21 protein-coding genes are annotated in these 26,326 nt (G+C 42.7%); 6 read left to right on the top strand and 15 right to left on the bottom strand.

What is annotated here, in order from left to right:
• Nucleotides 1-17: 17 nt before the first annotated feature.
• The 4 genes from AC1DLI_RS27295 to AC1DLI_RS27280 are packed head-to-tail and all read right to left on the bottom strand — an operon-like array spanning nt 18 to nt 3,830.
• Nucleotides 18-1,190 carry a radical SAM protein gene (locus AC1DLI_RS27295; protein ID WP_477607769.1) on the bottom strand — a complete coding sequence of 391 codons (1,173 nt, stop codon included), beginning with the start codon at nt 1,188-1,190 and terminating at the stop codon, nt 18-20.
• On the bottom strand, nt 1,168-2,295 hold the full coding sequence (locus AC1DLI_RS27290; RefSeq protein WP_477607767.1) for a hypothetical protein: 1,128 nt from the start codon (nt 2,293-2,295) through the stop codon (nt 1,168-1,170). The genes AC1DLI_RS27295 and AC1DLI_RS27290 overlap by 23 nt, the downstream gene beginning before the upstream one ends.
• A complete protein-coding gene (locus AC1DLI_RS27285; protein WP_477607765.1) occupies nt 2,264-3,589 on the bottom strand; it encodes an ATP-grasp domain-containing protein in 1,326 nt (441 codons plus the stop codon). The genes AC1DLI_RS27290 and AC1DLI_RS27285 overlap by 32 nt, the downstream gene beginning before the upstream one ends.
• A complete protein-coding gene (locus AC1DLI_RS27280; protein ID WP_477607763.1) occupies nt 3,582-3,830 on the bottom strand; it encodes an acyl carrier protein in 249 nt (82 codons plus the stop codon). Before AC1DLI_RS27280 ends, AC1DLI_RS27285 begins: the two co-directional genes overlap by 8 nt.
• 78 nt (nt 3,831-3,908) lie before the next feature.
• Between AC1DLI_RS27280 and AC1DLI_RS27275 the strand changes: the two genes are divergently transcribed.
• Nucleotides 3,909-4,748 (top strand): PIG-L deacetylase family protein, encoded by an 840-nt coding sequence (locus AC1DLI_RS27275; protein WP_477607761.1) that lies wholly within the window; start codon nt 3,909-3,911, stop codon nt 4,746-4,748.
• Here the strand turns inward: AC1DLI_RS27275 and AC1DLI_RS27270 are convergent.
• The 3 genes from AC1DLI_RS27270 to AC1DLI_RS27260 are packed head-to-tail and all read right to left on the bottom strand — an operon-like array spanning nt 4,741 to nt 7,614.
• Entirely contained in the window at nt 4,741-5,016 is a 276-nt protein-coding gene (locus AC1DLI_RS27270) for an acyl carrier protein (RefSeq protein WP_477607759.1), read from the bottom strand. The two genes, AC1DLI_RS27275 and AC1DLI_RS27270, sit on opposite strands and share 8 nt — an antisense overlap.
• 60 nt (nt 5,017-5,076) lie before the next feature.
• Nucleotides 5,077-6,132, bottom strand: coding sequence for a hypothetical protein (locus AC1DLI_RS27265; protein ID WP_477607757.1), 1,056 nt, complete (start codon nt 6,130-6,132; stop codon nt 5,077-5,079).
• Between the two features lie 21 nt (nt 6,133-6,153).
• The gene (locus AC1DLI_RS27260) at nt 6,154-7,614 is read right to left on the bottom strand and encodes a glycoside hydrolase family 32 protein (RefSeq protein ID WP_477607755.1); all 1,461 of its coding nucleotides are present in this window, start codon (nt 7,612-7,614) and stop codon (nt 6,154-6,156) included.
• Between the two features lie 743 nt (nt 7,615-8,357).
• Here AC1DLI_RS27260 and AC1DLI_RS27255 point away from each other — a divergent pair.
• The 4 genes from AC1DLI_RS27255 (at nt 8,358) to AC1DLI_RS27240 (ending at nt 9,911) form a co-directional block, all read left to right on the top strand.
• The gene (locus AC1DLI_RS27255) at nt 8,358-8,618 is read left to right on the top strand and encodes a helix-turn-helix domain-containing protein (RefSeq protein ID WP_477607830.1); all 261 of its coding nucleotides are present in this window, start codon (nt 8,358-8,360) and stop codon (nt 8,616-8,618) included.
• A gap of 94 nt (nt 8,619-8,712) precedes the next feature.
• Nucleotides 8,713-8,997 carry a helix-turn-helix domain-containing protein gene (locus AC1DLI_RS27250; RefSeq protein WP_477607753.1) on the top strand — a complete coding sequence of 95 codons (285 nt, stop codon included), beginning with the start codon at nt 8,713-8,715 and terminating at the stop codon, nt 8,995-8,997.
• Nucleotides 8,991-9,770, top strand: a complete 780-nt coding sequence (locus AC1DLI_RS27245) for an IS3 family transposase (RefSeq protein ID WP_477607828.1) — start codon at nt 8,991-8,993, stop codon at nt 9,768-9,770. The genes AC1DLI_RS27250 and AC1DLI_RS27245 overlap by 7 nt, the downstream gene beginning before the upstream one ends.
• 9 nt (nt 9,771-9,779) lie before the next feature.
• Nucleotides 9,780-9,911: an IS3 family transposase gene (locus tag AC1DLI_RS27240; RefSeq protein WP_477607751.1), complete on the top strand. Its 132-nt coding sequence runs from the start codon at nt 9,780-9,782 to the stop codon at nt 9,909-9,911.
• A gap of 691 nt (nt 9,912-10,602) precedes the next feature.
• Here AC1DLI_RS27240 and AC1DLI_RS27235 read toward each other — a convergent pair.
• The 6 genes from AC1DLI_RS27235 to AC1DLI_RS27210 form a co-directional block, all read right to left on the bottom strand.
• The gene (locus AC1DLI_RS27235) at nt 10,603-12,153 is read right to left on the bottom strand and encodes an ABC transporter substrate-binding protein (protein ID WP_477607826.1); all 1,551 of its coding nucleotides are present in this window, start codon (nt 12,151-12,153) and stop codon (nt 10,603-10,605) included.
• A 106-nt stretch (nt 12,154-12,259) separates the two neighbouring features.
• Nucleotides 12,260-13,144: a carbohydrate ABC transporter permease gene (locus AC1DLI_RS27230; protein ID WP_477607749.1), complete on the bottom strand. Its 885-nt coding sequence runs from the start codon at nt 13,142-13,144 to the stop codon at nt 12,260-12,262.
• A gap of 14 nt (nt 13,145-13,158) precedes the next feature.
• Complete coding sequence (locus AC1DLI_RS27225) at nt 13,159-14,061, bottom strand: ABC transporter permease (protein ID WP_477607824.1); 903 nt, start codon at nt 14,059-14,061, stop codon at nt 13,159-13,161.
• Nucleotides 14,062-15,661: 1,600 nt separating this feature from the next.
• Complete coding sequence (locus tag AC1DLI_RS27220; RefSeq protein WP_477607747.1) at nt 15,662-16,540, bottom strand: ROK family protein; 879 nt, start codon at nt 16,538-16,540, stop codon at nt 15,662-15,664.
• A gap of 316 nt (nt 16,541-16,856) precedes the next feature.
• Nucleotides 16,857-17,867: a LacI family DNA-binding transcriptional regulator gene (locus AC1DLI_RS27215; protein WP_477607745.1), complete on the bottom strand. Its 1,011-nt coding sequence runs from the start codon at nt 17,865-17,867 to the stop codon at nt 16,857-16,859.
• 43 nt (nt 17,868-17,910) lie between these two features.
• The gene (locus AC1DLI_RS27210; protein WP_477607822.1) at nt 17,911-18,081 is read right to left on the bottom strand and encodes a GH32 C-terminal domain-containing protein; all 171 of its coding nucleotides are present in this window, start codon (nt 18,079-18,081) and stop codon (nt 17,911-17,913) included.
• A gap of 949 nt (nt 18,082-19,030) precedes the next feature.
• On the opposite strand from AC1DLI_RS27210, the gene AC1DLI_RS27205 reads away from it, so the two are divergent.
• Complete coding sequence (locus tag AC1DLI_RS27205) at nt 19,031-20,080, top strand: LacI family DNA-binding transcriptional regulator (protein ID WP_477607743.1); 1,050 nt, start codon at nt 19,031-19,033, stop codon at nt 20,078-20,080.
• Between the two features lie 339 nt (nt 20,081-20,419).
• Here the strand turns inward: AC1DLI_RS27205 and AC1DLI_RS27200 are convergent, their stop codons facing one another.
• Both AC1DLI_RS27200 and AC1DLI_RS27195 read right to left on the bottom strand, forming a co-directional pair.
• Nucleotides 20,420-21,946, bottom strand: coding sequence for an S-layer homology domain-containing protein (locus tag AC1DLI_RS27200; protein ID WP_477607741.1), 1,527 nt, complete (start codon nt 21,944-21,946; stop codon nt 20,420-20,422).
• A 51-nt stretch (nt 21,947-21,997) separates the two neighbouring features.
• Nucleotides 21,998-26,296 carry a glycoside hydrolase family 32 protein gene (locus AC1DLI_RS27195; protein WP_477607739.1) on the bottom strand — a complete coding sequence of 1,433 codons (4,299 nt, stop codon included), beginning with the start codon at nt 26,294-26,296 and terminating at the stop codon, nt 21,998-22,000.
• Nucleotides 26,297-26,326: the final 30 nt, after the last annotated feature.

Genomic DNA, 26,326 nt, shown 5'->3' with positions numbered 1-26,326 from the left:
TAGTTGTGTTATTAATATTATCTTCCATAATGATAAAGTAGGCCGCAGCGTGAACACACCGGCATTAACCCGCAGGATAACAGTTCTCGGTGCTTTCCGTAATTCTCGCCATGCCACACATCCTTGACATTCACCTCGCTAATATTCCCTACGGCTAGCTCCGGGAAAAACTTGCAAGGCGTAACACTGCCGCTCGGAAGCACATCCATGCGTGTCGATATGGCTAGGCATTGCTTGCGGTTCATCCCCGTCCTCTGGATGCCTCTTACGAAATCTCCAATCTCATCTTGCTCCAGAGCCGGCATAAAGCGGATTCGATTTTTCCAAGTATGTTCGGATATGCGCAAGACCTCCTCTTTAAGAGGCTCGATGTTTTCCGGCGAAATGTGATAGGTGAACGAATGCCAACTGCAGTGCTCCATCTGCACTGGCTCAAGCCAATTGAACTCCTTTACATACAACTCATCCATCTCTTTAGCCGATTCCGACGAAATATACCATGGATATACAAAGTAAACGGAGTCAACACCCATTTCCTCGAAATGCTTCATGAAGGAAAACAGCTTCGTAACCATTGCGTCGTTCATCGTAAGACTGATCGATACTTTTCCCTTGAAGATGCCTTGTTTCTGCAACTCTAATAGACGCTCGACCGCTTGGATAACTTTCTGGTAGGTTCCCTTGCCGCGAATTGCATCGTTCTCCGCTTCGAATCCTTCCAGACTGACAAGGATCACGAGCCCTTCACCTATCTTGAGAAGAGAATCCAGATGATGTTCTAGCAATATAGCGTTCGTACAGATCGTAACTGTCCGCTGATCCTTCTCAAGTAAATCTGCAAGCAAAGGAAATTTGCTGTAATAAAGCGGCTCGCCTCCCCACAAGTACAGCTTCGATTTCTTCTCCCGAGTGAACTCCAGTAACTTCTCAACCAAGGGAATATCGATCTCCCTCTTCTGGTCCTCCTTCGCCATCGCCCAATGAAAGCCATCCTCGTTCCATTCATAGCAATGCTTGCAGCGCAGATTGCATCCATTATTCAGTTTAATCCCGATATCCTCTGGAACTTCCATCGCATAGCGGCTGTCCGCTTCCCTAGCCCGGCTGGCTCGTGACATGTTCATAATGGTCCGCTTCAGGTCATTAAACACACGTTCATCAAAGGTTTTATTCGTTTTGGGCTGCATCATATTCCCCTCCATAGTCAATGAGTTGATTGCTTGCCTGCACGAGGTTCTCATGCAGAGGTTCCAGCACATCCATGGCAAAATGTTCAGCTTTCCAATCCTCGTACCGAATACCGTAGCCTTGCTTAATCCAGAATCTTGCGTTGCTCGCCTCATGCTTGCCGAACGGCTCTAGAAACACCAGCGGAGTAGCAGAAGCCAATGACTCCATAAGTGAATAACCGCCCGGCTTGCTGATGATCGCGGCTAATTTGCGTATCACTCTAAAGAGCAGTGGATATTGCTCACAATTGTGGTAGCAAGGCGCTTGACCCAGCTTCACGCGGGCAAGCGGCGGAAATTGCATACGACCGCGCTCATCTCTCACCCAAGGACTCCACGCAGGATCATTTCTGTAGTAATGAAATTCTTCTTGCTCAATAAGGTCTTCGTCATAATAAGCGAGTACATTCAGCCGTTTACCCGACTGGATTAACTCCTGAGCTGCTGATCTGTAGGTTCCGATCCCCCAGCCTCCCCCGTGTACTAAATACCGCTCCTCTCGTTGACTGAACGGTATCGGCAGCTCTTCGGAAATCGCTATACGGTGGGTCATTCCGCTATTTTCGTTGCCGTAGAACCATATATGACTATAAGGATCGGCACGATTCCCATACACCAAATAAGAAGGGGAATAGTCTGCATCCAGATGCAGAAATTGAACCCCCAGTGGCCTCGCTCCCAAGCGAAGCTGATACTGCTCGATAATCGGCAACCAAAAGCCCGTCGCAGCTATAAAACTACTCCGCTTCTCTTGCTCCCACATATCCAACAACTTGCTGACCTTCACAGGATCAAAGTTTCCCGCACTGTCACGGGCTAGCTCCGCTCCTTTTTTGGCTACGGCAAAGCTGTCATGGAAAGCCTTTTTATATGTAGCCAACTTGTGCTGAAGAACATCGAAATATAAATCCTCAAGAACGCATACCTCCACCGGTATACCTCTGCCACTTAGCTGGCGGCTCAATTGGATAACCGGTACGTATACGCCGAGCGAATTGCCTGAACCAAGCAAAGTTACCGTCCCCTGACTTCCATTAGCTATACCATTTCCCTCCTTTATGCTCAAAGAGCAGTCTCATCTGCTCCAAATAGCGATCTCTCTCAGCTGTATTATCTGCAACAATCGTCATATAGAGCTTTCCTTTGCAATAACCAGCATTAGTCGAAACGACCTGATCGGATGAGTACGCATTGGCAAGCAGGGTTGCCGAGGAAAGTGGCAAAATGCCGTTCCCAGTGCGGTTCGGGTACAACAGATCACTCCCCTCCAAGTCCATTATCCAGCTTTCATAATCAAACCTGTCGCGGAAGCCGACCGAGCGAAACGTTAAAAAACCCTTTTTCCCCCTCCCCTTAAGCACGTTATCCAGGTGATGATTAATGAAGCCCATCGATTGCCGTGCATTGATTTCAACGATAGGAACAATCTTCCCATCCCGCAGAGACATTGAATCGATGCATACCGGACCGAAATAACCGTCCCGGTAGAGACTGCCGGCTACCTGCATTACAACATCGAAGTAACCCGCCCGCTCCAGCATCGCTATGTCCTTTTCCTCCATTGACATCGAACCGATATAGGCAAACTGCCTGTTCACCATTTGCTGCATGCTGACGAGGTGGAACGTACCGCTAGGCGTAATTTCAAACTGGCAGGAAAAATCGCTCGCTACATCCATATAAGGCTCGAGAATGAAAGCCGCGCTGCAACCTGCCTCTTCCTGCTTGCGAATGTAAGCGACTAACCGTTCAAGAGCTTGCTCTGTTTGAATGAGCATATTGCCATTTCCMGAAACTCCATAAGGGTCCTTTACAAGCAATGATTCACATTCCTTCAGCAGTTCCCCACCAGCAGCCCTCAGCTCATTCCAGGAATAAACCGGCTTGCCTTGGCTTTTCCCAAGCAGCATTTCGGTTAAGAGCGTCGAATAGAGCTTTGAATTGACCCGTTTAACTGTTTCATAGGATGGAAGCTCGGAATGGTATCCGTAACGGGCAACGACCTTATGGACGGAGGGAACAATAGAGAAAGGAGATAATTGACCGTAGGCCGCAAATTCCTCTTTGTGTTCACAATCGTTTGCTATGGCTTCAAACACATTGTTTTCTGCGTCCTCCCCCTTCAAAGTGAAGTGCTTGAAGGAGAAGCCGATCCGAGCTAAGTAAGCCTTATGTGCCTCCTCCATCGCATATCGGGTCACGAGAGCGTCGCCACTTCCACATAGAGGAAACAAGAGCTCATCCATCGCCAGAATGATTTTCTCCCTTCCCCGGTCGCGAAGAGCGGGCAAGCGCGCCGAATGACTGTCTCTCCAATACGATTCCGAGTCGAATGTTCCAGCAACAAGCGCTCTAGCCAACCTTTTTCTCCATACCTTTAAGAAATTCCATGAAATTCTCGATGGAGAGCAGGTAGCTGTAATCGAGGTCCTCGTATACGATTTCCACGTTAAAACGATCCTCAACCTCAAGAATGAAATTGATCATTTGCAACGAATCAAGGCCAATATCATTAATCAGATCACTTGATGGAGTCAGAATTTCTTTTATGGATTCATCCTCTTTAATTTTGCTCACAATTTCTTTGATCGTTTCAAACATAACTAATCATCCTCTCACTTAATTTTTCTTATTTAATGGAAATATAGTGTATAATTAGAAAAAAAAGAGGTGAACTGTATGAAAAAATATCATTTATTTATTTCCGCTCATTTGGATGATGCCATTCTATCTTGTGGTGATTATATAGACTGGCTGATACAGAGAGGCACCAAAGTTACAGTGGCTACCGTCTTCACTGGTATGGGAACGGAATTATCCATGCTGGCTAGAATTATTCACAAAAAGTTCGGACTGGGCTTAAACACGATGGATGTGCGCCGTCTTGAGGATATGCAAGCTGCGAATATGCTTGGCGCAAATGTGTTGCATTTGGGCCAGTTGGAAAGCATATATCGAAAAAACAAAGATGGAAGCCCCATATACAACAAGCTGCAGGATCTCTTCATAACAGAATGGGGCGAAGAAGCCGAGGTGATGGAAGAAATCGTAACCGCAATGATGAATCAAATTAATTTCAGAAGCTATGACCGTATCTATTTACCGCTTGGCATCGGCAGGCATATCGACCACTTCCTGGTTCGGGAAGCGGCCGAGCAATGCATGGTTAGATCTGCACCCATGACGAATAGCCGATTGTTCTACTACGAAGACCTGCCTTACTTGTGCTATAACCAGGACAAGCAGTGGAAATCTGAACTAGCAAACGGGCTATCTCCCATTTCAATCATGCTGTCCAGAACCAACCTTAGAGCTAAAATAAACGCGAGCTTGCAATATAGCTCCCAGTTAAGTCTGCTTTGGACATCCAGATACAGCATGCTTAAGCAAATGGTCGTTCATGCTAAATCTATTCATTCAGCTGGACTGTCTGAGCAAGTTGACTCTGGCGCATATGGATTTAGAGTATACTCCACTAGTAATGAAAAATCTGTCTCGCTTAGCAGTCCTGTCATGTAAGCTGCTCGGAAGTCTCTTTTTCGATTACTTCAGCCAATATCGCTACCGTATATCCGATATTGTCGACGTTCCCAAGCAACTCATCCGGCAAGGAAATCCCGTATTGGACCTCAAGCTGCACAATTAACTCGACGATCTGCACGGAATCGAGCATTAGCCATACATCGCGCAGCGGAGTGTCTGCTAGGATGGACACTTCGTTCGCAGTATCAGTCACTTTGTGCTGTATTATCTCAATCACCTGCTCTACGACGCTTAACGTGCTCATACTTATAACAACTCCTCTACGAAATCGATAGAGCTTGATAGTGGGAGCATCCTATTCTTATCATCGCTGTTGCAGCTTAGATAACAACAGCTCGATAAACTCCCTTTCGTTCTTGCTCATATGTCTTAAGTTTGAGATCATTTTGTCGATGATGCGTAAGTCTTGTGTAATCTCATATTTAATCAGCAGATTTCGGCATACCAATGCCGTGTTCTCCACCTCACGACATCGCTCTACGAGGCCGGAATCAGGCTCAAGATAACCTCGGCGTTCCAGAAAGACGATGCGGCGCAGCATTAACGTCTTATGGTCGCAGATGACGTGAAACGGCCTAACATCAGGCAACTGCTCGTTGACGCGAATCTTCCCTAAATCCTCGATCAACTTCTCGTATACCTCAAGACCGGATACGAACGGCTGAGTGTGGTACGTCAACTCTCGGCTTTTCTCAAAGCAGTTTTGCCCGCTCAAGAAGCCCTCCAACTGCTCTATCACATTCGCTAGACGAAAATCATAGTTGGCTCGCGCATCGAAGCTGAGTAAGGACACGCCTCCCTTACCTGAATACAGCCAATCATGCTCGCGTTGTATGGAGTAATAAGCCTTCTCTAGTTCAACGAATGGCACTTTCGCAAATGAATATTTGCCTGTAAAAGTGAAATCGGCCACATAAAAAACTTTTTTTCTCAGATCGTATCCATAAATAAACAAATCATGCGGAACACCGTGTTCAGGCAAAAAGTAAGCTTGATCAAACAAGCCGTAAATATAATGGTCCCGATCTATGGCATCAATGAAGAACGAGCAAATATCCTCATTAATATAATGCACCGTTTCCCTCTTCAAATGCTGATGGAACAGCCACGGACAAAACTCGAAGGTGGGCGTGCGATAGAAATCCACATACGAGCTTCCCGGATTTGAGGTTAGCTGAAGCTGAATGAAATGACTCATCATCCAGGGCTCCGTTTCAGGATAATTGTCAAGCACAGCAAATGTATTCGCTTGCCATTGCCATGAAGTAATCGTCGGATACCGCATCGGTAATATTTTTTCAATCACCTTCGCTCTAGCCTCGTTGATATACATCACATCCCAGCTATTATTGAGCTTCATTTATCACAGCTTGGCTCTGGATTAACTTAATAGATAAATGTCCAATGAGTGTAGAATAGCGTTATGATCCTCGGAGATGATCCCTAAGCCCATGGCGTCAGAATCAGGAAAAATCAAATTCGTAAATACAGCTTCTCCATCACTTGCGAAAACCTCCAAGGAAGAACCGTCCACATAGATGCGTAGTTCTACTCTATTTGGTGATGTTGTTGTCAACTTAATTGGATTTCCGCCGGAAAAATCTTTGTGAAAATCCGTCTTGCCAGATCGCGTTCGATCCACAAACAGCTCAGAAAGGTCAGGTCTATAACCCACAACGGTCTCCTGCTCAGCCGAGGTGCGTAATATGAGACTAAATGATTCATTTGTTTGGATATCACAGACTAGCTCATAACTGTCTAGGGCCAGTTCCGCCAATCGAGCATTCGCATCCGCCAATGAACTATCCTTTAGTGATAAAAGCGGCTTCCTTAAGGTCGATAATTCCCGTACGGGCCGTTGGATGAGCTTGATTTCACCATTTCTGCTCTCAAGCGTAAGCTCGCGCGGAGTCGTCATTGCTCCTCTCCAGCCTTCTGTCGGCGTTAGGCCTGCATATTTCCAATTGCTCATCCACCCGATAAAGATACGGCGGCCATCCTCGGAAGGAATATCCGACCAGGTGACACCAGCATAATTGTCCCTTCCAGCATCCAGCCAGCGCACCTGCTTTGAATCTTCGTCATATACAAACGTACGTCCGTCAAACTCCCCAGTAAAATACTGCGTTCTTGAGCCTTCCATAAATTCCGGCTCGCTACCGATGCTTACAATCATTACCCATTTTGTTCTGGAAGAATCTCCATCAACAGAGAGCTGAAATAAATCCGGGCACTCCCACACTCCATCATGCGATCCGATGTTTTGGCCGAATTCGCTTGCAAATTCCCAATCTTTTAAATTAGGCGATGTATAGATGCATACGGTCTGCCCGCAGGCCAGTATCATGACCCACTTCGATGTCTCTTCATGCCATATAACCTTGGGATCCCGGAAGTCTATGAATCTGTCATCTGAAAGTACAGGATTACCCTCATATTTGACCCACGTCCTTCCAGAATCCGCACTGTAGGCAAGACTTTGACGCTGCAGAGCATGCTCCGTTCCCGGTTCATGATAATGATGCGTGAAGATGGCTACCAGTCCGGGTTTACCGTCAAAGAAGCCCGTGGTATCCTTCCAGTCAACTACAGCGCTGCCCGAGAAAATAACCCCAAGCTCATCCGGCTTTATCGCAACAGGCTGTTCTTCCCACCTAACCAGATCGGAACTGATTGCATGTCCCCAGTGCATAGGCCCATTGAACGTACCATAGGGGTGATGTTGAAAGAATAAATGATACTCGCCGTTAAAAAACACCATTCCATTAGGATCATTTAACCAATTCTCCTGGGGCGTAAAATGATAAGCTGGCCGAAAATGTTGTTCTGAAATGGAATTCAATTTTCATTGCTCCTTTATCCGGTTATTAGATTCACAAAATGATTGCCAAAATGATACATATCGTGCATTCGCATTCATTTGCTCAATAATTTATCAAATTAATCCAGAAAAGTCAACATATAATGTAAATTTAAATTCGTCAATTGAAAACTCTATATTGTCATTACTATTGATTTTTTGCACAAAATTCGAATTTGAAAACGCATACCTAAAAATTTTATTGTAATACATCAATGAATTGCATACAAATTTTATTTTTTAATTGTTACATTTGTAAATTTTATTTTATTTCATTTTTAAGCTTTTCACCAAGTATAAATCTAATTTTGCAATTAAATATGATTTCTAATTTCTAGTAATTTTTGTGTATAACAGAGAAAGGGAACTGCAAGGCTACTCGCTGTAATCTGCTGTGGGGCTATTATAAGCAGCTATGGAGTCAATAGATGATTAGAGAAAGTTACGTTAAAAGACTCTAAAAACACAGGCAAATTTGCAATATTAACGAGCAGCCTGCTTAATAGCACACTCTTTGGTTCTTTTCTTCTTAGAGGTCTAGAGAAAAAAATAAGTGCTAAAGGTTATAATTTGTCGATTCATACTATTCGTGAGACCGAAATGAAAGCCTGACCCCAATAATAGAAACAGCGGCAGCCAGGGACGTGAAAATAAGTCTGATATGCTCCCCATACGGTAGACAGGTGAAATAATAAAAAGCCTGATACTTTGAGGGGAGCTTTTTCATTTCTAGAGAAAAATATAACGCTCTGGAGAAACTCGCTATCCTCGAAGAGGTATCGAACGGGGAAATTGGTTTTCTAGCAGCTGCGAAGAAATATGGAATTAACAAGACGACTTTAATGAAATGGCAGCGTCGATACAAGACGCATGGATATGAAGGGCTGGAACACCGTACACATCTGCAAAGGTACAGCGCTGAGCTTAAGCTCCAGGCGGTGAAGGATTACCTTGAGGGGCTTGTCTCAGTACCAGATCATCGATAAATACAAGATCGCTAGTACAAGACAGCTCTTCAATTGGATTAACAAGTATAATGGTCATAGCAGTTTAACAGCCTATAAAGGGGAAGCAAAAGCTATGACAAAAGGGCGCTCTACGACTTGGCAAGAACGGATTGAAATCGTCCAGTATTGCCTGACCAATCAACATGATTACCAAAAGACAGCTGGACAGTTTCAGGTCTCCTATCAGCAAGTATATCAATGGGTGAAGAAGTTCGAAGGTGGCGGTCAGGATGCGTTAAAAGATGGCCGAGGGAGAAAGAAAGCCCCGGAAGAGTTAACGGAGGCCGACCAACAGAAACTCAAGATGAAGCAGATGGAGTACGAAATTGAGCGACTTCGGGCAGAAAATGCATTTTAAAAAAAGTTAGAGGAACTCGAAAGAAGGCGACGCTAAATCAAACGCGGCAGGAAACGATTTACCTTGCCATCCTGGGACTTCAAAAGGACGCATCAACTAGCGTTCAACTTCTATGCGAAATTGCAGGAATTGCACGCTCAAGCTTTTACAAATGGCTAAATCGCAAGCCCAGTTCTCGTGAGCAGGAGAATGAGCAGTTGATCCGGGTGATGATGACCATCTATGAGAAAGTGGAGCGCACCTTTGGATACCGTCAATTAACCCTGCATATGCGAAAACAAACCGGAAAAACCATTAACCATAAGCGCGTAGAGCGGTTAATGAAGATAATGGGAATCCAGTCTGTTATCCGGAGAAAGAAAAAGAAGTACACGAATGCCACACCACAGCAAGTAGCGGAGAATCTATTAAACCGTAAATCCCATGCTGATGCTCCGAATGAAAAGTGGCTCACCGATGTAACGGAATTCAAGTATGGCAACGGCCAGAAAGCGTATTTAAGCGCTATTCTCGATCTCCATGATAAATCCATCGTCTCCTATGTATTAGGGCGTTCCAATAACAAACCACTTGTATTCCAAACGTTGAAACTCGCCTTACAAGCAGCTCCAGAAAGCAGCCCTATGCTTCATAGCGATAGAGGCTACCAATACACTTCATTGGGCATTAAGAAGCTTTTAGATGGCAACAAACTGGTTCAGAGTATGTCCCGAGTTGGGCGATGCATCGATAACGGTCCAATGGAATCCTTCTGGGGGACCTTGAAATGCTAGAAGTATTATTTGCACACGTACCATACTTTTGAGGAGCTTAAAAGGAACATTGAGGCCTACATCCACTTTTACAATAACGAACGGTTGCAAGCTAAATTAAACAGCCTCAGTCCGATTGAATTTAGGACCAAGGCCGCTTAATTGCTTTATATTATTTGTACTGTCTACTTGACGGGGTGCAGTTCAGTCCTAGACTGCCGCTTTTCTATTGTACTATCGTTACCCGTTTAGCGAATAATTCTTACTTTTATCTATGATACGGTTACCGCAATATCTCTAAGTACAAAGTCAGGCTTGACCACAAATCCGACAACAGAGGGGATTGAAACAGCATTATTCACGCTGCTACTATGACGAACATGGTCTGTTGAACAATCAGCGGAAAGAACTCGTGAAAGATCCTTTCTGCCTTGCTTTTTATAGTACGGAATAATATCATCTATCAATTTTCGGATTAACAATGGTGTTACCAATTCGCCGCAGGATACAGAGACTGCGCAGCAAATGACAAGTGACATTTTCATTTGATAAGGCTTAAGGTTGCCGATGACTCACCGATATGTTCTCCAATTCTCCGTTGAAAGTTTGACTTGATTTTCTAAAATGAACAATTCCCCAATATAAGACCCTATCTTCCGTTATCTCCAAGATGTTTTTAAAGGGTATTATTGTAATGCTTCAATGAAAAGAAAAGATACCTCCACTAAGCCTTAGCTGAAGGTGCCTATCCTATCCCATTATTTTAAAATCAAATTTCATTTAATGTTCCGTTAAATAAAGCCGAAGCATGGTCAGCTTATCGCGACACATGCTCCGGCATTATAAATAACTCTTATTTTGTTGAGCGGTCATAGCCTGCTTGTTTGATTTTCAACCATTCTTGCATACCTATGCGGTCAAGCTCTTTAATAAAGGTGTCCCACTCATTATCGATATTCTTACCCTGTATCCATTCTGTACGTTTTTTCAGAATGTAAGGCAACAAGTCCGCTTCGATTTGTGTCAGTCTTTCGGATTCTTCAATGGAGAAGAACACTCTTGGATAGATATTGTTTGCCTTCATATCAGGCACATAAACTTTTTTCAAGATATCCAAACGGTATGCTGCATCATCCGGAACAGTCGTTACGTTTCCATAGTAAGAGTCAAGAATTGCAAGCGGTCCACCAACACTTGTCTTAGCTCTAAGCTCACCAGGAGCAACACCGTTCAGAGGCAAGTGCTTCAGCATTTTTGCAGCTTCATCGAATTCAAAGATGTTTGGCTGTGTTTCATCGCCATAAGTTCCCCAGTTGTCTTGGACGGATTGAGTTGGATCGTAAAGAGCGTCGACCCACTTAATCGTACTCTCGACATCTTTGTTTTCAGCAGTAATAACAAATCTTGCCCGGTCAAACCCCATACCGTTTGTTCTCGCTACATTCTTCCAACCGTTTGGACCTTCCAGAGCAGGCATTGGCTCGAAAGGGCTGTCCATACCTGAAACATTCGCTTTATCCCATGTAAAGTACAGACCATATCTATCTTCTTTTCCTTTAGCGATGAATTTGTTCCAATCTTGTGTAATAAATTCTTTGTCAAACAAACCTTCTTTGTACAGCTCTTGGAAATACTTCATACCTTCTTTGTAGCCTGGCGCCAACACAGAATTATTAATTTTGCCATTATCGTCTACAATAAGTAGATCCGCGTTTAAGCCAGCGCCGAAGGAACCAAGCAAGAAGCTCAAGTCTTCGTTGGCGCCGTCATCGTTAATAATGGACAATGGAATTTCATCTGGTTTGCCGTTACCATTAGGATCTTGCGTTTTGAATGCAATCAGAACCTTCTTCAGATCTTCCGTTGTTTTTGGCATTTCAAGGCCAAGTTTCTCCAACCAAGCTGTATTAATCCAAGGAATATTATTAACAGAATGAATGCTCTCTTTGCCTTCACCAAGCTCTTCAATCCAAGGGAAAGAATAGATGTGACCATCTGGAGCTGTAATCATGCCTTTGTATTGCGGCGCTTGTTCCAGGACCTTCTTAAAGTTAGGCATTTGATCTATATATTCTTCAACCGGGATAATCGTTCCATCCTTCGCATACTTCAATAATTCAAAGTCAGTTAATCCCGAGTTGAAAATTGCATCAGGCAACTCCCCAGTAGCAAGTGCCAAGTTTCTCTTATCATTGAAAACATCCTCCGGGTTCGCAATCCAATCAATGTGAATACCTGTTTTTTCTTCCAATCGCTTAAAGATCAGCTTATCATTTGGATTTTGTGGTGCAAGTGGTGAGTTTGGAATCATGAATGACAAGGTTACCTTTTCAGCACTGCCTTCCCCTTGATTCTTACTGTCGCTGTTGTCGCCGCTGTTATTGCTACAAGCGGTAAGAGCCATGATTGCTGCCAAGGAAATAATGGATACTGTTTTCTTTACGTGTTTCAAATTAAACCCCCCTTTTTTAGTTGAAAAACATATCAAACTATATATGTCAGGCTGCACCCTATTTAAGGGAACCCACCATGGCACCTTTTTCAAAATACTTTTGGACATAAGGATACATTATTAACAATGGAAGACTGGATATAACAATCGATGAGTATTTCATTAGCTCTGACAAGCGAGACAGTTCTGCTTGTTCTTGAATATCGGAAACCACATTCGGGTCTACCTTATTTAAGATAAGGATCCTTCTTAGTACCATTTGAAGCGGATACTTGTCTTGATCCTGCAAATAAATCATCGCTTGGAAGAAGTCATTCCAATGGCCCACAAAATTGTATAACGCTAATACGAAAATAATAGGCTTGGACAGTGGCACAATCACTTTGAGAAGAATTTGAAACTCAGATGCTCCATCGATCTTGGCCGCTTCTTTCAATTCTTTAGGTAGAGTATTAAAGAAAGTCCTTGCCAAAAAGACATAATATCCACTTACAGCGGAAGGGAGCGCTAGTGCCCACACCGTATCCAAAAGCCCCAAATTTTTCACCACTAAATAGGTTGGAATTAATCCTCCACCGAAGAACATGGTAATAAGAATTAACGTACTAAAAAACTTCCCTCCTACTAAATCACGATGCGATAGTGTATAACCCGCTAAAACAGTAACCGATACAGCTGATATCGTGAATGCCAGTGAATAATATATCGAATTTCCAAATCCACGGATAATGGATTGATCTGACAATATGAGGCTATACCCTTGTAAGCTATAATCCTTCAAATCGAATGAAATACCTTTATTCAGCAGAGCTGACGGTTCCATAAATGACCCCACAACTATATAAATCAAGGGCACAACGATTACCAATACCGCGAAAATTAATAATGCACTATTGATTCCCAGAATCAAACGATCTGCTTTAGTTGGTTTTATATAGTTCATCACAGACACCTTCCCTAAATAAGGCCTTCTCCATCATTCGCTTTCTTCACGAAGAAGTTCACCAGTAATAATATAGTAATATTGATAACCGTATTGAAAAGTTCAACAGCTGCAGAGAAAGAATAATTCGCCTGTTGGAAACCAATTCTGTATACATAAGTGGAAATTACATCTGAAGTCTCCATATTCATGGGATTCTGCATCAATAACGCTTTATCTCCAGCACCAGCCATGATGCCCCCTGCCGCCAGAACAAGCATTAATGCAATAACAGGCTTAATCGTAGGTATGTCAATATTCCTAATTCTTTGCATCAGACTAGCCCCATCAATTGTTGCCGCATTATGAAGCTCTGGATCCACACCTGCTAATGCAGCCATGTAGATGATCGAAGCCCAACCAGCAGTTTGCCAAATGCCTGAGATAATAAAGATCGATCGGAAGTAACTCGGATCCGACATAAACTGAATCGGCTGACCAGTGATCACTTCAATTATTTTATTAACTGGCCCGGTTGGCGATAACAAGACGAATACCATACCAACCATGACAACAACCGATATGAAGTTCGGTGCGTATAAGAACAGTTGAATTCTCTTTTTGGAAGAGGCTTTACGCATTTGATTCAACATTAATGCCAGTAGGATTGGAACAGGGAAGCCTAACAAGAGTCCATATAAATTCAGTTTCAACGTATTCTGTAACAATAGATCAAAATTCGGCCCGCTCATGAACCTTTCAAAATGATGAAACCCGACCCAATCACTTCCCCATACCCCTTTTCGGAAGCTGTAGTCCTTGAACGCAATTAGAATACCGTACATCGGTACGTACTTAAAAACAATAACCGATATAAGCGCAGGAGCGATTATCAAGTACAACCAAAAATGCGTCTTTATATATTTAAGCTTCTGCATGAGGGCACCCGATCTAGGTGCACTCTTTCTTTCTACCCTTTCTAATGTCTGCAAGGTTATCCCCCTCCTAATTTCTAAAGCATTTTACATATGCACACATTCTTTATTTATTAGGATATATTTCACCCTAAAAGAAAGTGCTTACATATCCCATTATGCACAACCAACAATTACATTTTATAAATTTCAGTCCTAATTGTCAATACATTTTTTTTCTAAATTTGTTCATTTGAACATTTTTTTGTTTCTAAATACGGTGAAAAGAGTTATTTTTCACTATTACAAAGTCATTTATAATGAAATATGGCTTCTAACTACTATCGAACGAAAAYTTTCCAAAAATTATATTTGTTCAAATGCACAATTTTAATAAGAGATTTAAATTTGATATTGAACGATAACTGTTTATTTTTGTTTATTTTATAATTTATTATTTTTTCGTTTGACATACACATTTCTAGCAAGATCATTGCGCTTCAATATATACACAACTATCCACTTACTTTACTCATTTATAATCATCTTGTTGAAATTTCCGTATAGTATATTTGGAAGCGCTAGCTGTCCCCTCGAATTTCGATCAAAGTAATGAGACGACATGGTTTGCATTGAACTGTTTAACAAACAAGAAATATTCCAATTTTATTATTCACCTGAACATTCCAATTATATTCTTAGACTCCACATCAGAATTGTCTTATCCTGAGTTAAATACGGGGTTATTATTGATGGAAAACGAATTCAGTATTTATTGGCTAAAGAAGAAATTTATTTACTGTGGCCGCACTATACTTGGATTTGTTGGGGAGTAACACCGTCGTAAGAGCTCTTATGAATGGTGGAATGGTTATAATAAAGCGTTTCTTACGCAAAGCGGCATTTCTAGAAACTTTAAAGGTGAACTTTCTTAAATAAGTAGTCACCCTTCATGTCTGCAACGAGAAAAGCCGAGGATCCAGGTATGTTCACTGATTCGCACGGCTTTTATATATATTGTCTATGTCACTTATGGTGATCCAGCGCTTCGCATATCTGACTAACACTGTACTTGATGGATGGGAAAAAACCATCTGGTGCAACACATGCGACAATTTTGCATTTCGTGTCAAGTTCAAATCGTTAGAAACACTAAGATGGGGATCGGGAAGTCACTTCAGCATTTCCTTCAGCCGAGAAATGAATGGCAAATGAGCCTAAAAGAACGGACAATCCTTTGCCAACCTCTTTCTCACGTAGCTAACCTTCACGTCTACTATTCAAAAAACGCGATTCGCTCCTCTTCTCTTATCCCATCAGATTACAAAATTCCACAAGGGTAACAAATTTTTAGGCAATACTCGAATCATTCGGCTTGATTTCTTATAGAATTTCTACCGGATTGGCGGGCAAATAAAGAAAGTGTGGAACTAACGGGAATTTGAGCTATTTATCAGATTTTTCCATATCAGCCATTTTTATCAAATAATGTTCAGCATGTTGAGTAAGTCCATCAAGTTGGCCTCCATGGCTGTATTTTAAATCATTCTCTGATCTATGGATATTTTCGCACAGCAGATTATGCTATCCTGCCTTTTTCATTATTCGCCTTGTCAGTCCCTCTCTAATTATGCTCCAATGCTGCCAGACCAAGCGCAAGGGAACCGCATAAGCCGGCATTGTCTCCAAGTCCCGGTAATACGATATATTCGTTAATTCCTGTTAACAGCGACGCCGCACTTACGTAACCATTTAAATTTTTACTCACTTCGGCGCGAATCATAGGAAGCAGCTGTTTCTGATGCATGACGCCTCCACCTAAAATAACCCGTTTCGGGGAGAGCATCAGTATCGCAGTCGTGATCGCTTGGCCGAGATAATAGGCCTCAATCTCCCAAGCTGAATGATTCTCCCCAAGTTCACTGCCCTTCATACCCCAACGCTTTTCAATTGCAGGACCTGATGCCATCCCTTCAAGGCAGTCACCATGATAAGGACAGTTTCCCTCAAATCGGTCCTCGGGGTGACGTCTCGGCAATATATGTCCGCCTTCCGGGTGTACTAAGCCGTGAACTAGCTTCCCCTCAGCATATACACCCACTCCGATTCCCGTACCGATTGTGAAATAGACGCAGCTTTCCAATCCCTTGGCAGCGCCCCAGACCGCTTCGCCGTAGGCAGCTGCATTAACATCCGTGTCCCACCCAAAAGGTACATCAAATTCACGTTTAAGCGTATTCAGGAATGGGAAGCCTGACCAACCTGGCTTCGGCGTCGTTGTCACATTCCCGAATGTTGCACTTTTACGGTCAACATCGATCGGTCCGAACGTCCCAATGCCAATCGTTTCCGGGTTCTTTTCTCTAAAGTAAGAGATAACTTGCTCCAACACTCGCTCCGGGTACTCAGTCGGAAAACTAATCCGATCCTCAATTTCTCCATACTCATTGCCTATTCCACATACAAACTTCGTGCCGCCTGCTTCAATTGCTCCAATTCGCATTTGTCTGTTCGTCTCCTCTGTCTCATTTTTAAGTAATCGTTTACGTATTATGAATAAAAACGCTCTTTCAGATAGTATTGCTTCTCTTCCACATCCGAGAAAACGTTCGTCCCGATTATAGAATCTTGTATTAATTCTAGTCAAGCTTCAATGTTCTCTCTCATCATCCATTTTAAACCGAGACTCGATCGATAGTTCTGATTCCACTTAATGGAAAGGCTATGTTAAATCTAAATGTTGATTATCATTTAAAGAAAAACCGCCATCATGAGCGGTAAATTGGGTCAGTTTACATGTATMATTACCCTACTATGGTTTAATCTGAGCTTTGCCTGACTGTCAGCACTGCGTTTAAACGATGCTTTTGACTACTTGCGGTCGGATCATCCAGTCTCATTAGAATAACCTCTGCTGCTTTCGCCCCAATCTCATAAGCCGGCTGATTAATTACAGTAAGCGAAGGAGATGTGATGTGGATCCAAATAAATTCATCGTAGGCGATGACCGCCAATCGCTGGGGTATGCTAATATTATGTTCTTGTAGGTATAACATGGCACCCATTGCCATTGAGTTATCCGTGATGAACACGGCCGTAGGATTGTGTTTTATTAAAGAGTCCATTAACCTGTACCCTCCGCCAAACGAGACCTCCCCTATGCCGATAAGGTTCGTTTCGACTGCCATTCCAGCATCCGATATCGCTTCTATATAGCCTTCATATCGCTCTTCCGTAGTCGTAAGAAACTGAACAGGTCCCGTTAACAAGGCTATCCGTTTATGTCCCTTGTCCAGAAGCGTTTTCACCGCTTCCATTGATATTTTTTTATTATCAATAACGACGCAATCCCTTTTACTGTTATCTGGCGTCCTATCCAAGTAAACGACGGGATATTTGCCGAATAATGACTCGTAATCAAATTTTCTATTTGTTGGTGCCATAATGAGACCGTCAATCATTTGGGAGCCAAGCATCCTGATCTTTTCCGCTTCAACATCTGTATCCTCATGCGAGTCGCTCAGAACAAGGTGGTAGTTATTTTGCTTAAGAACGCTCTTAATGCCCTCTGCAACCTTCATAAAGAAATAATTGGATGTCTCCGTTGCAAGAATCGGTGCCACAAAAGCAATGACACGAGACTTCCTGCTTCTTAAAGATCTTGCGACAGCATTCATTCGATAATTCAGTTCATTCATGGCTTGCCGAACTTTGGCTTTCGTTATCTCCGACACAAATCTCGTATCGTTGATCACATGGGATACGGTAGACGCCGAGACATTAGCGCGCCTCGCTACATCTTTGATAYTAGTTTTCTTACTAGGAATCATAATCTCACCTATTCTTATTCATAAACCTGCTACTTTAAATGACTTAAGCGTGATCTTGATACCGGTTCCTCCGCTCATATATATCGAGAGAATGGAAAATGTGTTCCTTATCCTCCGAGAAAAACAACAAGTCCGTAAAGTCCGAATTAGGGAATATCAAATTCGCAAGCATGGCTTGGCCGTACTCTGCAAAAACTTCAAAGCTACAATAAATTAGATAATGTTTTCAGTTTACATGTTGGTCTACAGGGAAAATCAGCATGAAAAACCGTCTTGCCGGACCGCGTCCGATCAACTCAAGTGTGTCAGGTTGATAGTCAACAATAGTTTCCTGGACAGCTGATGTGCAAAGTTTAGAACCAAACAGGTTATTCGTATCAACCATATATACGATCTCATAACTGTATATATTAAATTCTGACAACCGGTTTTGAACTTCCCCAGGGAACGTTCTTTTAAGTGCAGGAGCAGGTGCCTTAATGCCTGCAATTCTCTGACAGGACGTTGAATGAATCTGATTTCGCCTTCCCTAGCTCTAGCGAAAGATCATGCGGCAACGTCATTGCAACTCTCCAAGAACAAATAGTAATTACCCACATAATTAACACTTCCATTAGTAACATTCAGGCAATTCGCCTTGGGCGAAAAATGATAATCTGGACGATAGCTTACTTTAGATGCCTCACACATGCTAAATCGCTCCTTTTCCTATAATATTTTGCAGCATAAACGAGTAAACAACAGTGCTTACATTGTTCATTTGCACTTTTCTCTCCCTGAATTTATCAAAGTAAACTAAGTAAGTCAATAATATAATGTAAAATTTAATGTTTCATTTGAAAAGCAGAAAATCGCATTAAACGTGTATTTGTAAACACATTTCCGTTTTAATAAGAGATTTATGTATAAATTAAATAACAGTATTTAAAATTTCCATTCGATATCCAAAATATCACTTTCCACTAAGTTTACATTTGAAAATGAAATAATCATTATTCTTCGTTGGAGCAAATGTATAACAAATTGTGCATTTGAAACTTTATTATTGCTTTTGAAAGGTAATTATTATACATTTACTATATATATTCACGAAGATAGAGGACTGCAAGGCTCTGCGCAAAGATTAAAGCGGGCCTAAACTACGCAGCTATGGAGATAACAAGATGGGTAAAGAAAAAATAACGATACAAGATATCGCGGATTCGCTGGGAATTTCCAGAAATACCGCCTCTAAAGCCCTGAATCACAGCAAAACCATTCCAGAGGACACACGAAATAAAGTCATTAGCCGGGCTATTGAATTAAAATACAAACAGTTTGCTTATATGGATACAGATACGATTAATCCCAAAAACCCAGGCAATATTGCTTTATTAACGAGCAGCTTGCTCACTAGCTCGCACTTTGGTTCATTTTTACTTAGCGGCTTAGAGAAAAGAATAAGCTCCGAAGGCTATAATTTGTCCATCCACATGGTCAGAGAAACAGAAATTAATGCTTTGTCTTTACCCAGCAACTTCGAAATTTCCAAGGTAGACGGGATTATTTGCATCGAAATGTTTAACAAAAGCTACAGTGAACTAATTACCGATATGGGTATTCCGACGATTTTTATCGATTGCGCCGCGAATATATTTTACCCCGATTTAAAGGCAGATGTTTTATTAATGGAAAATGAGCACAGCACGTATTGTGTAACCAAAACTTTAATCGAACAAGGTTGTACAACGATTGGTTTCGTCGGGGATTACAATCATTGCAAAAGCTTCAATGAACGATGGATTGGGTTCAACAGGGCATTGATCGAGTCCAATTTACCACTGGATCCGAATCACTGCATTGTGGACAAGGATCGCTACTTTTTTATGGAGTCCGGCTGGATAGATAAGCAACTGGAACGCATGAGCACGCTTCCGTCAGCCTTCGTTTGCGCAAATGATTTTATAGCCATAAATCTGATGAAATCGTTAAAAAACAAAAACATTAACATCCCTAACGACATTGCCGTTTCTGGATTTGACGACGCGCCGGAATCTCGAATCGTTGAACCGCATTTATCAACCGTTCATATTTTCAACGATGAAATGGGGATAACTGCTGCCGAAATGCTTCTATCCCGGTTAAAAAATCCCTCAAAAGCGTTCCGGATCACTCATGTCAGAACGGAGCCAAAATTCCGAGCATCGACTGGGTCGCTCCAACATGTCCACTAAGCTCCATTAACAATAGTAGTGAGCTAAAAATATTATTCTTAAATATAGGACTTCCCAAAAGTTATCTAGCTTTTAGGAGGTCCTATTTATTCGTTTGCAGTGCTTTGCACATAATTGCTAAATCCAGCACATGGTTTCGGCAGAAGAACGCTACTGTAGGGATTCACTACCTTAATAAATAATCGCAAACAAAAGATCTGTGATTCTATTAAGAGACGTTAAACACCAATAAAGCACATGCAAAATAGTATAAAAATTCTGGTTTAGTTTGTTTATGAAGGATAGGAAGACAACCGAGCTTTCACCACGGCTTGTCTTCCTCAATTGATTTAACTCAACTTAATTAATTGACTGCCAGACTCTATAAATGATAACCGCTGCTTCGGCCCGAGTTGTTCCACCAAGCGGATTAAGCTTACCTTCGTCTCCCATTACCAGTTGTTGTTTAAGAAGTCCCGTCACTGCCTCCTTCGCATAGTTAGCTATGCGATCAGTGTCAGTAAACGTATTTATTTGGACATCATCCGATTGTTTAATCTTGCCGCTCACTTGCAGCGCACGGTATGTCATAACCATCATATCTTGTCTCGATAAGATTCCCTTAGGGTCGATAAGATTGTCTCCCGTACCCTTTATTATACCCAGAGACATAGCAATCCCAACTTCTTCAGAGTAATCATCCTCCTTGAAGCTTGAATTCGCCTGACCCTTCAACTCTAGCAATCTAACGAGAAGCGCACAAAAATCTGCTTTTGTCACGAAAGAAGAAGGATTAAAATTCTCTTTCGAAACTCCATTTATTATCCCTCTCGAGGCCAAAGCTTCTATCGGCTTCTGCGCCCATAGAAAACGGTCCAAGTCAGCAAATGTCTGTTTCACATATGCGATGGCATAGGTACTAAAATGTGTGCTATTAAATATGACTTGATTTGATGCATTATCATATCTTCCACTCGGAATGGGAACTTCATTTCCAGATTCATCTATATACAGCACGACGATATGTTCTAAATCTAGTTGCTCCGCCGCACTAGGTGAATATGGGATTGTTACCTTAACCGGCGCCATTGGATTGTTCCATGGTATTTCTTTTCCATTTATACTAACCGTGAAGGAAAGCACCGGGCGGTTGCCGATTCGACTACTTGTTTCCGCATCGATATGAGACACCGAAGCTTCTTTAATTGAGAGAGTAACCGTTCCTTCAGCTTTCAGAAAATGATTGGTCAACATATGACTTGGGACGGTAATAGCTCCAAGCGGCGTAAGGATTTCAAAACTTGTCAACCACTTGGATGTAGACAGATGGGCAGTCGGAAGTTCCAACGAATAACCTTTAGATCCGCTCGCTTCAGAAAATGTAATGACGATCTGCTTCCTACCTGCGTTGTCGTTTTCAGCCAGATCCAATGCTTGCTTAATTAAAGCATCACTGACTTTCGCATTTGCAACTTTATTCAAACCTTGCTTCGCTGGAACCGTAATACGAACCGTATTGCTCTCCTTTAGTACACTACCTTCATTTTGAGGGATTGCACTGGAGAGTTCATTGTCGACAACCTTGACATTTGCTGCTGCTATATAACCTCCATATTCCGCTTGTATCACAGAAGTACCTGCATGTAGACCGGTAACCAATCCATTTTGATCTACAATTGCCACCTCAGGATTGCTCGATGTATAAATCGCTGACTTAGTAATATCCACAATAGTAGCGCCCGAGTCAGCTGCTTCGTACATTACGGAAACCGCACCTACGCTCGTTTGATGCGTTTGAGAAACATTCAACTGATAATTCCGATTGTCCATTCTAATTTTATTATAGGATTCATCTCTCCAAATACTCTTTATTTCATTGATTTGCAAATTAACTAGTTTAACCTCGCCTCCTATGGCGAAAACGGATGCATCTTTGCTTTACGGATCAGGAAAAATAAGATCGGATATGACTGTTTTACCATCCCCACCAAATACTTCAATCGACGACCAATCTACGAAAATGTGCATTTTGATTCTGTTACCGTTCGGTTCAAGTGGTGCTTCGTGTTTGGTCGCGAAGCTTGGATGCACTGCTGTTTCTCCCGACTTCGACCGATCCACAAATAATTGCTTGGATTCTGCATTATAACCAATGACCGTTTCCTCATTCGTCGACTTACGCACCTTAAAGCCAAACGTCTTTGCTGAACCCAGTTCAAACTCAGCAATGATTTCCATCTTGTCAGCGGATATTCCGTCAAGTAGATTATGATCCGATCCAATCGTAACGTTCGTTTCATTAATAATGGAATTCGTAATATTTTTCAATTCGTCAACAGGCGATTGAACCAGACGGATTGTATCATTTTCCTCTGTGATCAGCTTCAATTCGCGAGGAATAGACATAGTACCACGCCACCCTATACTAGGCGTATTTGATGCATACGCCCAGTTACTCATCCAGCCCAGCCATATCTTCCGTCCATCCGCGGCTGCAATACCGCTCCATGAGACAGCAGCATAGAAATCTGCGCCATAATCGATCCAATTCAGATCTTCGGGTGATTCAATCGAGTTGTCCGGCGTAAACGTAGTACCGTCAAATTCCCCGATAAAATAAAGCATGCCTGATCCGCCTGCCGGTGGTTCCGGAGCACTTGCATTCACACCGTTCTTGTCCCCCAAAGAAATAATAAGCACCCATTTCTTATGATTTGGGTCTCCGTCAACGTTAATTTCGAATAAATCCGGACACTCATAGATACCACGATGAGTGATGGCAAATTCTGATCCAAACGAGCTGGCATAGGACCATTCCTTCAGGTTAGGAGATGTATAAAACTCTACTCTGTCCTTAACGGCAAGAGACATAATCCATTTTCCGGTTTCCTCATGCCAGAATACTTTCGGATCGCGGAAATCGACTGTATCCTCAGGAAACAATACAGGATTCCCTTCATATTTTATCCAGGTTCGCCCTTTGTCCTTGCTGTAAGCAATACTTTGAACCTGTGGCTTGCCAGGCACCTTACGATTGTCGTTGTTGGTGTAGATAGCAACTAACCCGGAGCCTTCTTTATCGAAGAAGCCACTCGTATTATTCGTATCTACGACCGCGCTGCCAGAAAAAATCGATCCATCCTCATCGGGTGCAATGGCAGGCGCCAGCTCTTCCCAATGCACAAGGTCTTTACTCACCGCATGCCCCCAATGCATTTTGTCGAATGCAGGCTGCGCTGAAAAAGGCGTATGCTGGTAGAACAAATGGTATTCACCCTCATAAAAAACCATTCCATTAGGATCGTTCATCCAGTTTCGTTCAGGTGTATAATGATACTGCGGACGATAAGTGTCGGCGAACCGTGTACCCGAAGTACTGACCTGAATGTCATCGACGTTGATATAACTGTGTGACCCTTTGGCCATTTGATCCACAATTTCCAAGTACACCTCTTCCCCTAAATACGATGAAACATCCCACGTCACTTCACCGAAAATATCCGAATCGGAACCAGTTGCCTTAAACAGTACCTCTTTATCTTTTGATCGGACAAGTGCCACATAGAGCCGATTCAGATCATTCCCACCTGATATTAAAAACGATAGATTACCAGTGCCGTCCAATTCGAAACTTCTGCTTCTTAAAGAGCCTGTCAGCGTATCGTCTGTCCTTGATTTACTGGACAAGTAGTAGGTTCCCTCATGTCCGAAACCACTTACAACACTTAAAGCTTGTGTAAAAGCTTCGCCCTGAGCCGTCCAGTCCGATAACGTTCCGGTTTCAAAGCCTGGATTTGCAATTTCGGCCAAAGGCGTCACCGTACGGAAATGGTCGACGTTAAGATGTCCATATCCATCTGTAGCTTGGTCCACGATTCGGAAGTAGAGCTCTTCTCCGATGTAAGCCGTTGCATCCCAATCGACCTTCCTGTATGTTTCATCGTCATGGCCGGTTTCCCTGAAGAGTGTTTCTCCCGTCGAATCTCTAACGAGCTCGACCGCCATCTGGTCCATGGACTTCTTGCCTCCGCCGATCAGGTATGTTATTCTGCCGTCCCCAGGTATGCTCTTGTCCCCTTCCAGAATGAAGTGAGATGACTCGAGTATCCCCGTACCCCCATCGCCAGCGCCTAGGTAACCCCATAAATGGTAGTTTCCTTGCTGATGAAAAGGCTGCGTTGTGTGATGAAATTTCTCCGCAGTGACCACGCCATTAAAGGCATTTCCGGACACAGACCTCCAGCCGCGCATATCACCTGCTTCAAAATCGGCATTTAATATATGAGATGAAACATAAAAGTTAAAATCATCAACAAGAATATTCCCGGAGTTTGATTCATCCACCACTTTAAAATAAAGCGTCTCGTTAAGATAATCGGATACGTCCCACTCAATGGTCTGGAATCGGCTTGACCCGGTTGAACCCTCTTTTCTTAACTCCTTCCCATCGCTTGCACGAATCAACGCCACGTAAAGCTCTTCTTCCAAATTTCCGGATATTTTGAAATTCACCATGCCGCTTCCTGACAACCTGAATTTGCTAGAAATCATCTGCCCGATACCTTCCTTGGTACCCATCGCATACATGTCACGTTGATACCCGAAAACTTTGCCGTTTATACCCGCTATTGCAGAAAATGAGTTACCTTCAACGGTCCAACCGTTTAAATCACCCTGTTCAAAATCTTCATTTTCCATTAGATATGATACTGAATTACTCTTGCGAACTTGTAAATCATCAATATTAATATGTCCAGCTCCGACATCCAACACGCGTATGAATACATTCTCCCTTAAATACGCCCTAGTATCCCAAACAACCCGTTTATAGACTTCCGTGCCCTCCCCCGAAGCCTTAAACAAGGTCTGGCCGTCCTTGGCCCGGACCAGTTCAACATATTGCTTTCCGGAATTGCTCCCGCCAACCAACAACTCGATTTCACCGATTCCGCCCAGCTTGAACGTCTCCGATGTCAAAGTTCCGCTAGCACTGTCACTGTTACTGCTAGACAAATGATACGTGCCGATGTGGCCATATGAGGTTCCGTTCACAGCAGCATTATTGGTCACAGCATCTTCAAAGGCTTCCCCTTCACTCGTCCACCCACTTAAATTACCCGTTTCGAAACCCGGATTGGACAGCTGAATCAAATGCTCTTGATAAACCTGGAAATCATCAACATTGATATGCTGCCAGCCGCCAGCCGCCACATTGTCTGCCACAAGTACGCGTAAGCGCTTTCCTAAATACGCAGAAGCATCTAACGTTACTCGCGTATAAGACTCAGATTCGGAAAACCATTCATTCCTGGTTCTCATTAGCTCCGTTTGATTATCTGCATCAATCAATGAGACATATTGATTATCCTGCTTGCCGCCGCCGATCATAAAGCTAATCTCACCAGAGCCCCCTAATACAAATTCGGAGGAAAGGATGCTGCCTTTGAGCATATCATCTCCCCAAAAATGAAAATGCCCATGCTTGTTAATAGGATCCTTATGCCAATAATTCACCTCCCATTTCACTCGGCTGCTCATGTCATCCCCAACGACTGTCCACCCGGTTAAATCACCGGTTTCAAAATCAGGATTTACAATCTCGTGGATCGAATTATTAACATGAAAATCATCGACCCCGATATAACCGCTGCCATTATCTACAATTTTCAGATAGAGTTCTTGACCGAGATAGTCTTTCGCGTCCCAGATCACCCTTTTATAAGTCTTAGGGTTTTCTTGCAAATTAGCGCCAGAGGTCTTAAAGAGTTCCTCTCCATCAGAGGCGCGAATAAGTGCAACATACTGATATTCAGGCTGATTATTCCCACTTATAAGAAAATTTACTTCACCTGTACCGTCGAGCTTGAAGGTTGTGGATTGCAGTGATCCCAACGCATCATCCGCTTGTCCGCTCAAATGATATTCTCCCTTATGATGATACGACTTTTTGTCTTCTCCATAATTGGATTCAGAAATGACCCTTTGGGAAAACGCGTTTCCAATTTCTGTCCATCCACTCAAATTGCCCGTTTCAAAACCAGGATTTTCAATATCGAAAGCGATTTCAGATGTTTGAAGAGTACTCATTACTAAATCTTCATTTTGATTGAATGTCATCGTCGCTTCCGCCGATACCTTGTTCATCCAACCATTGATATTAAACACGCTTGATATAAAAAGAAGCATGACCAGAACTCGTGCTATTCTTCGTTTGCTGTTTCGATTGAACATCAACATATTTTGTTATCTCCATTTCTATAAGAATAT

The sequence above is a fragment of the Paenibacillus sp. 01T443 genome (genome assembly GCF_056398325.1).
This window is presented reverse-complemented; position numbering and strand designations above follow the sequence as displayed.

Coding starts and splice junctions, on each gene's coding strand:
- AC1DLI_RS27270 (WP_477607759.1), bottom strand. CDS start 5,016: ATGAGCACGTTAAGCGTCGTAGAGCAGGTGATTGAGATAATACAGCAC.
- AC1DLI_RS27220 (WP_477607747.1), bottom strand. CDS start 16,540: ATGCGAATTGGAGCAATTGAAGCAGGCGGCACGAAGTTTGTATGTGGA.
- AC1DLI_RS27265 (WP_477607757.1), bottom strand. CDS start 6,132: ATGAAGCTCAATAATAGCTGGGATGTGATGTATATCAACGAGGCTAGA.
- AC1DLI_RS27275 (WP_477607761.1), top strand. CDS start 3,909: ATGAAAAAATATCATTTATTTATTTCCGCTCATTTGGATGATGCCATT.
- AC1DLI_RS27295 (WP_477607769.1), bottom strand. CDS start 1,190: ATGATGCAGCCCAAAACGAATAAAACCTTTGATGAACGTGTGTTTAAT.
- AC1DLI_RS27230 (WP_477607749.1), bottom strand. CDS start 13,144: ATGAACTATATAAAACCAACTAAAGCAGATCGTTTGATTCTGGGAATC.
- AC1DLI_RS27195 (WP_477607739.1), bottom strand. CDS start 26,296: ATGTTGATGTTCAATCGAAACAGCAAACGAAGAATAGCACGAGTTCTG.
- AC1DLI_RS27235 (WP_477607826.1), bottom strand. CDS start 12,153: ATGGCTCTTACCGCTTGTAGCAATAACAGCGGCGACAACAGCGACAGT.
- AC1DLI_RS27225 (WP_477607824.1), bottom strand. CDS start 14,061: ATGCAGAAGCTTAAATATATAAAGACGCATTTTTGGTTGTACTTGATA.
- AC1DLI_RS27250 (WP_477607753.1), top strand. CDS start 8,713: ATGACAAAAGGGCGCTCTACGACTTGGCAAGAACGGATTGAAATCGTC.
- AC1DLI_RS27205 (WP_477607743.1), top strand. CDS start 19,031: ATGGGTAAAGAAAAAATAACGATACAAGATATCGCGGATTCGCTGGGA.
- AC1DLI_RS27280 (WP_477607763.1), bottom strand. CDS start 3,830: ATGTTTGAAACGATCAAAGAAATTGTGAGCAAAATTAAAGAGGATGAA.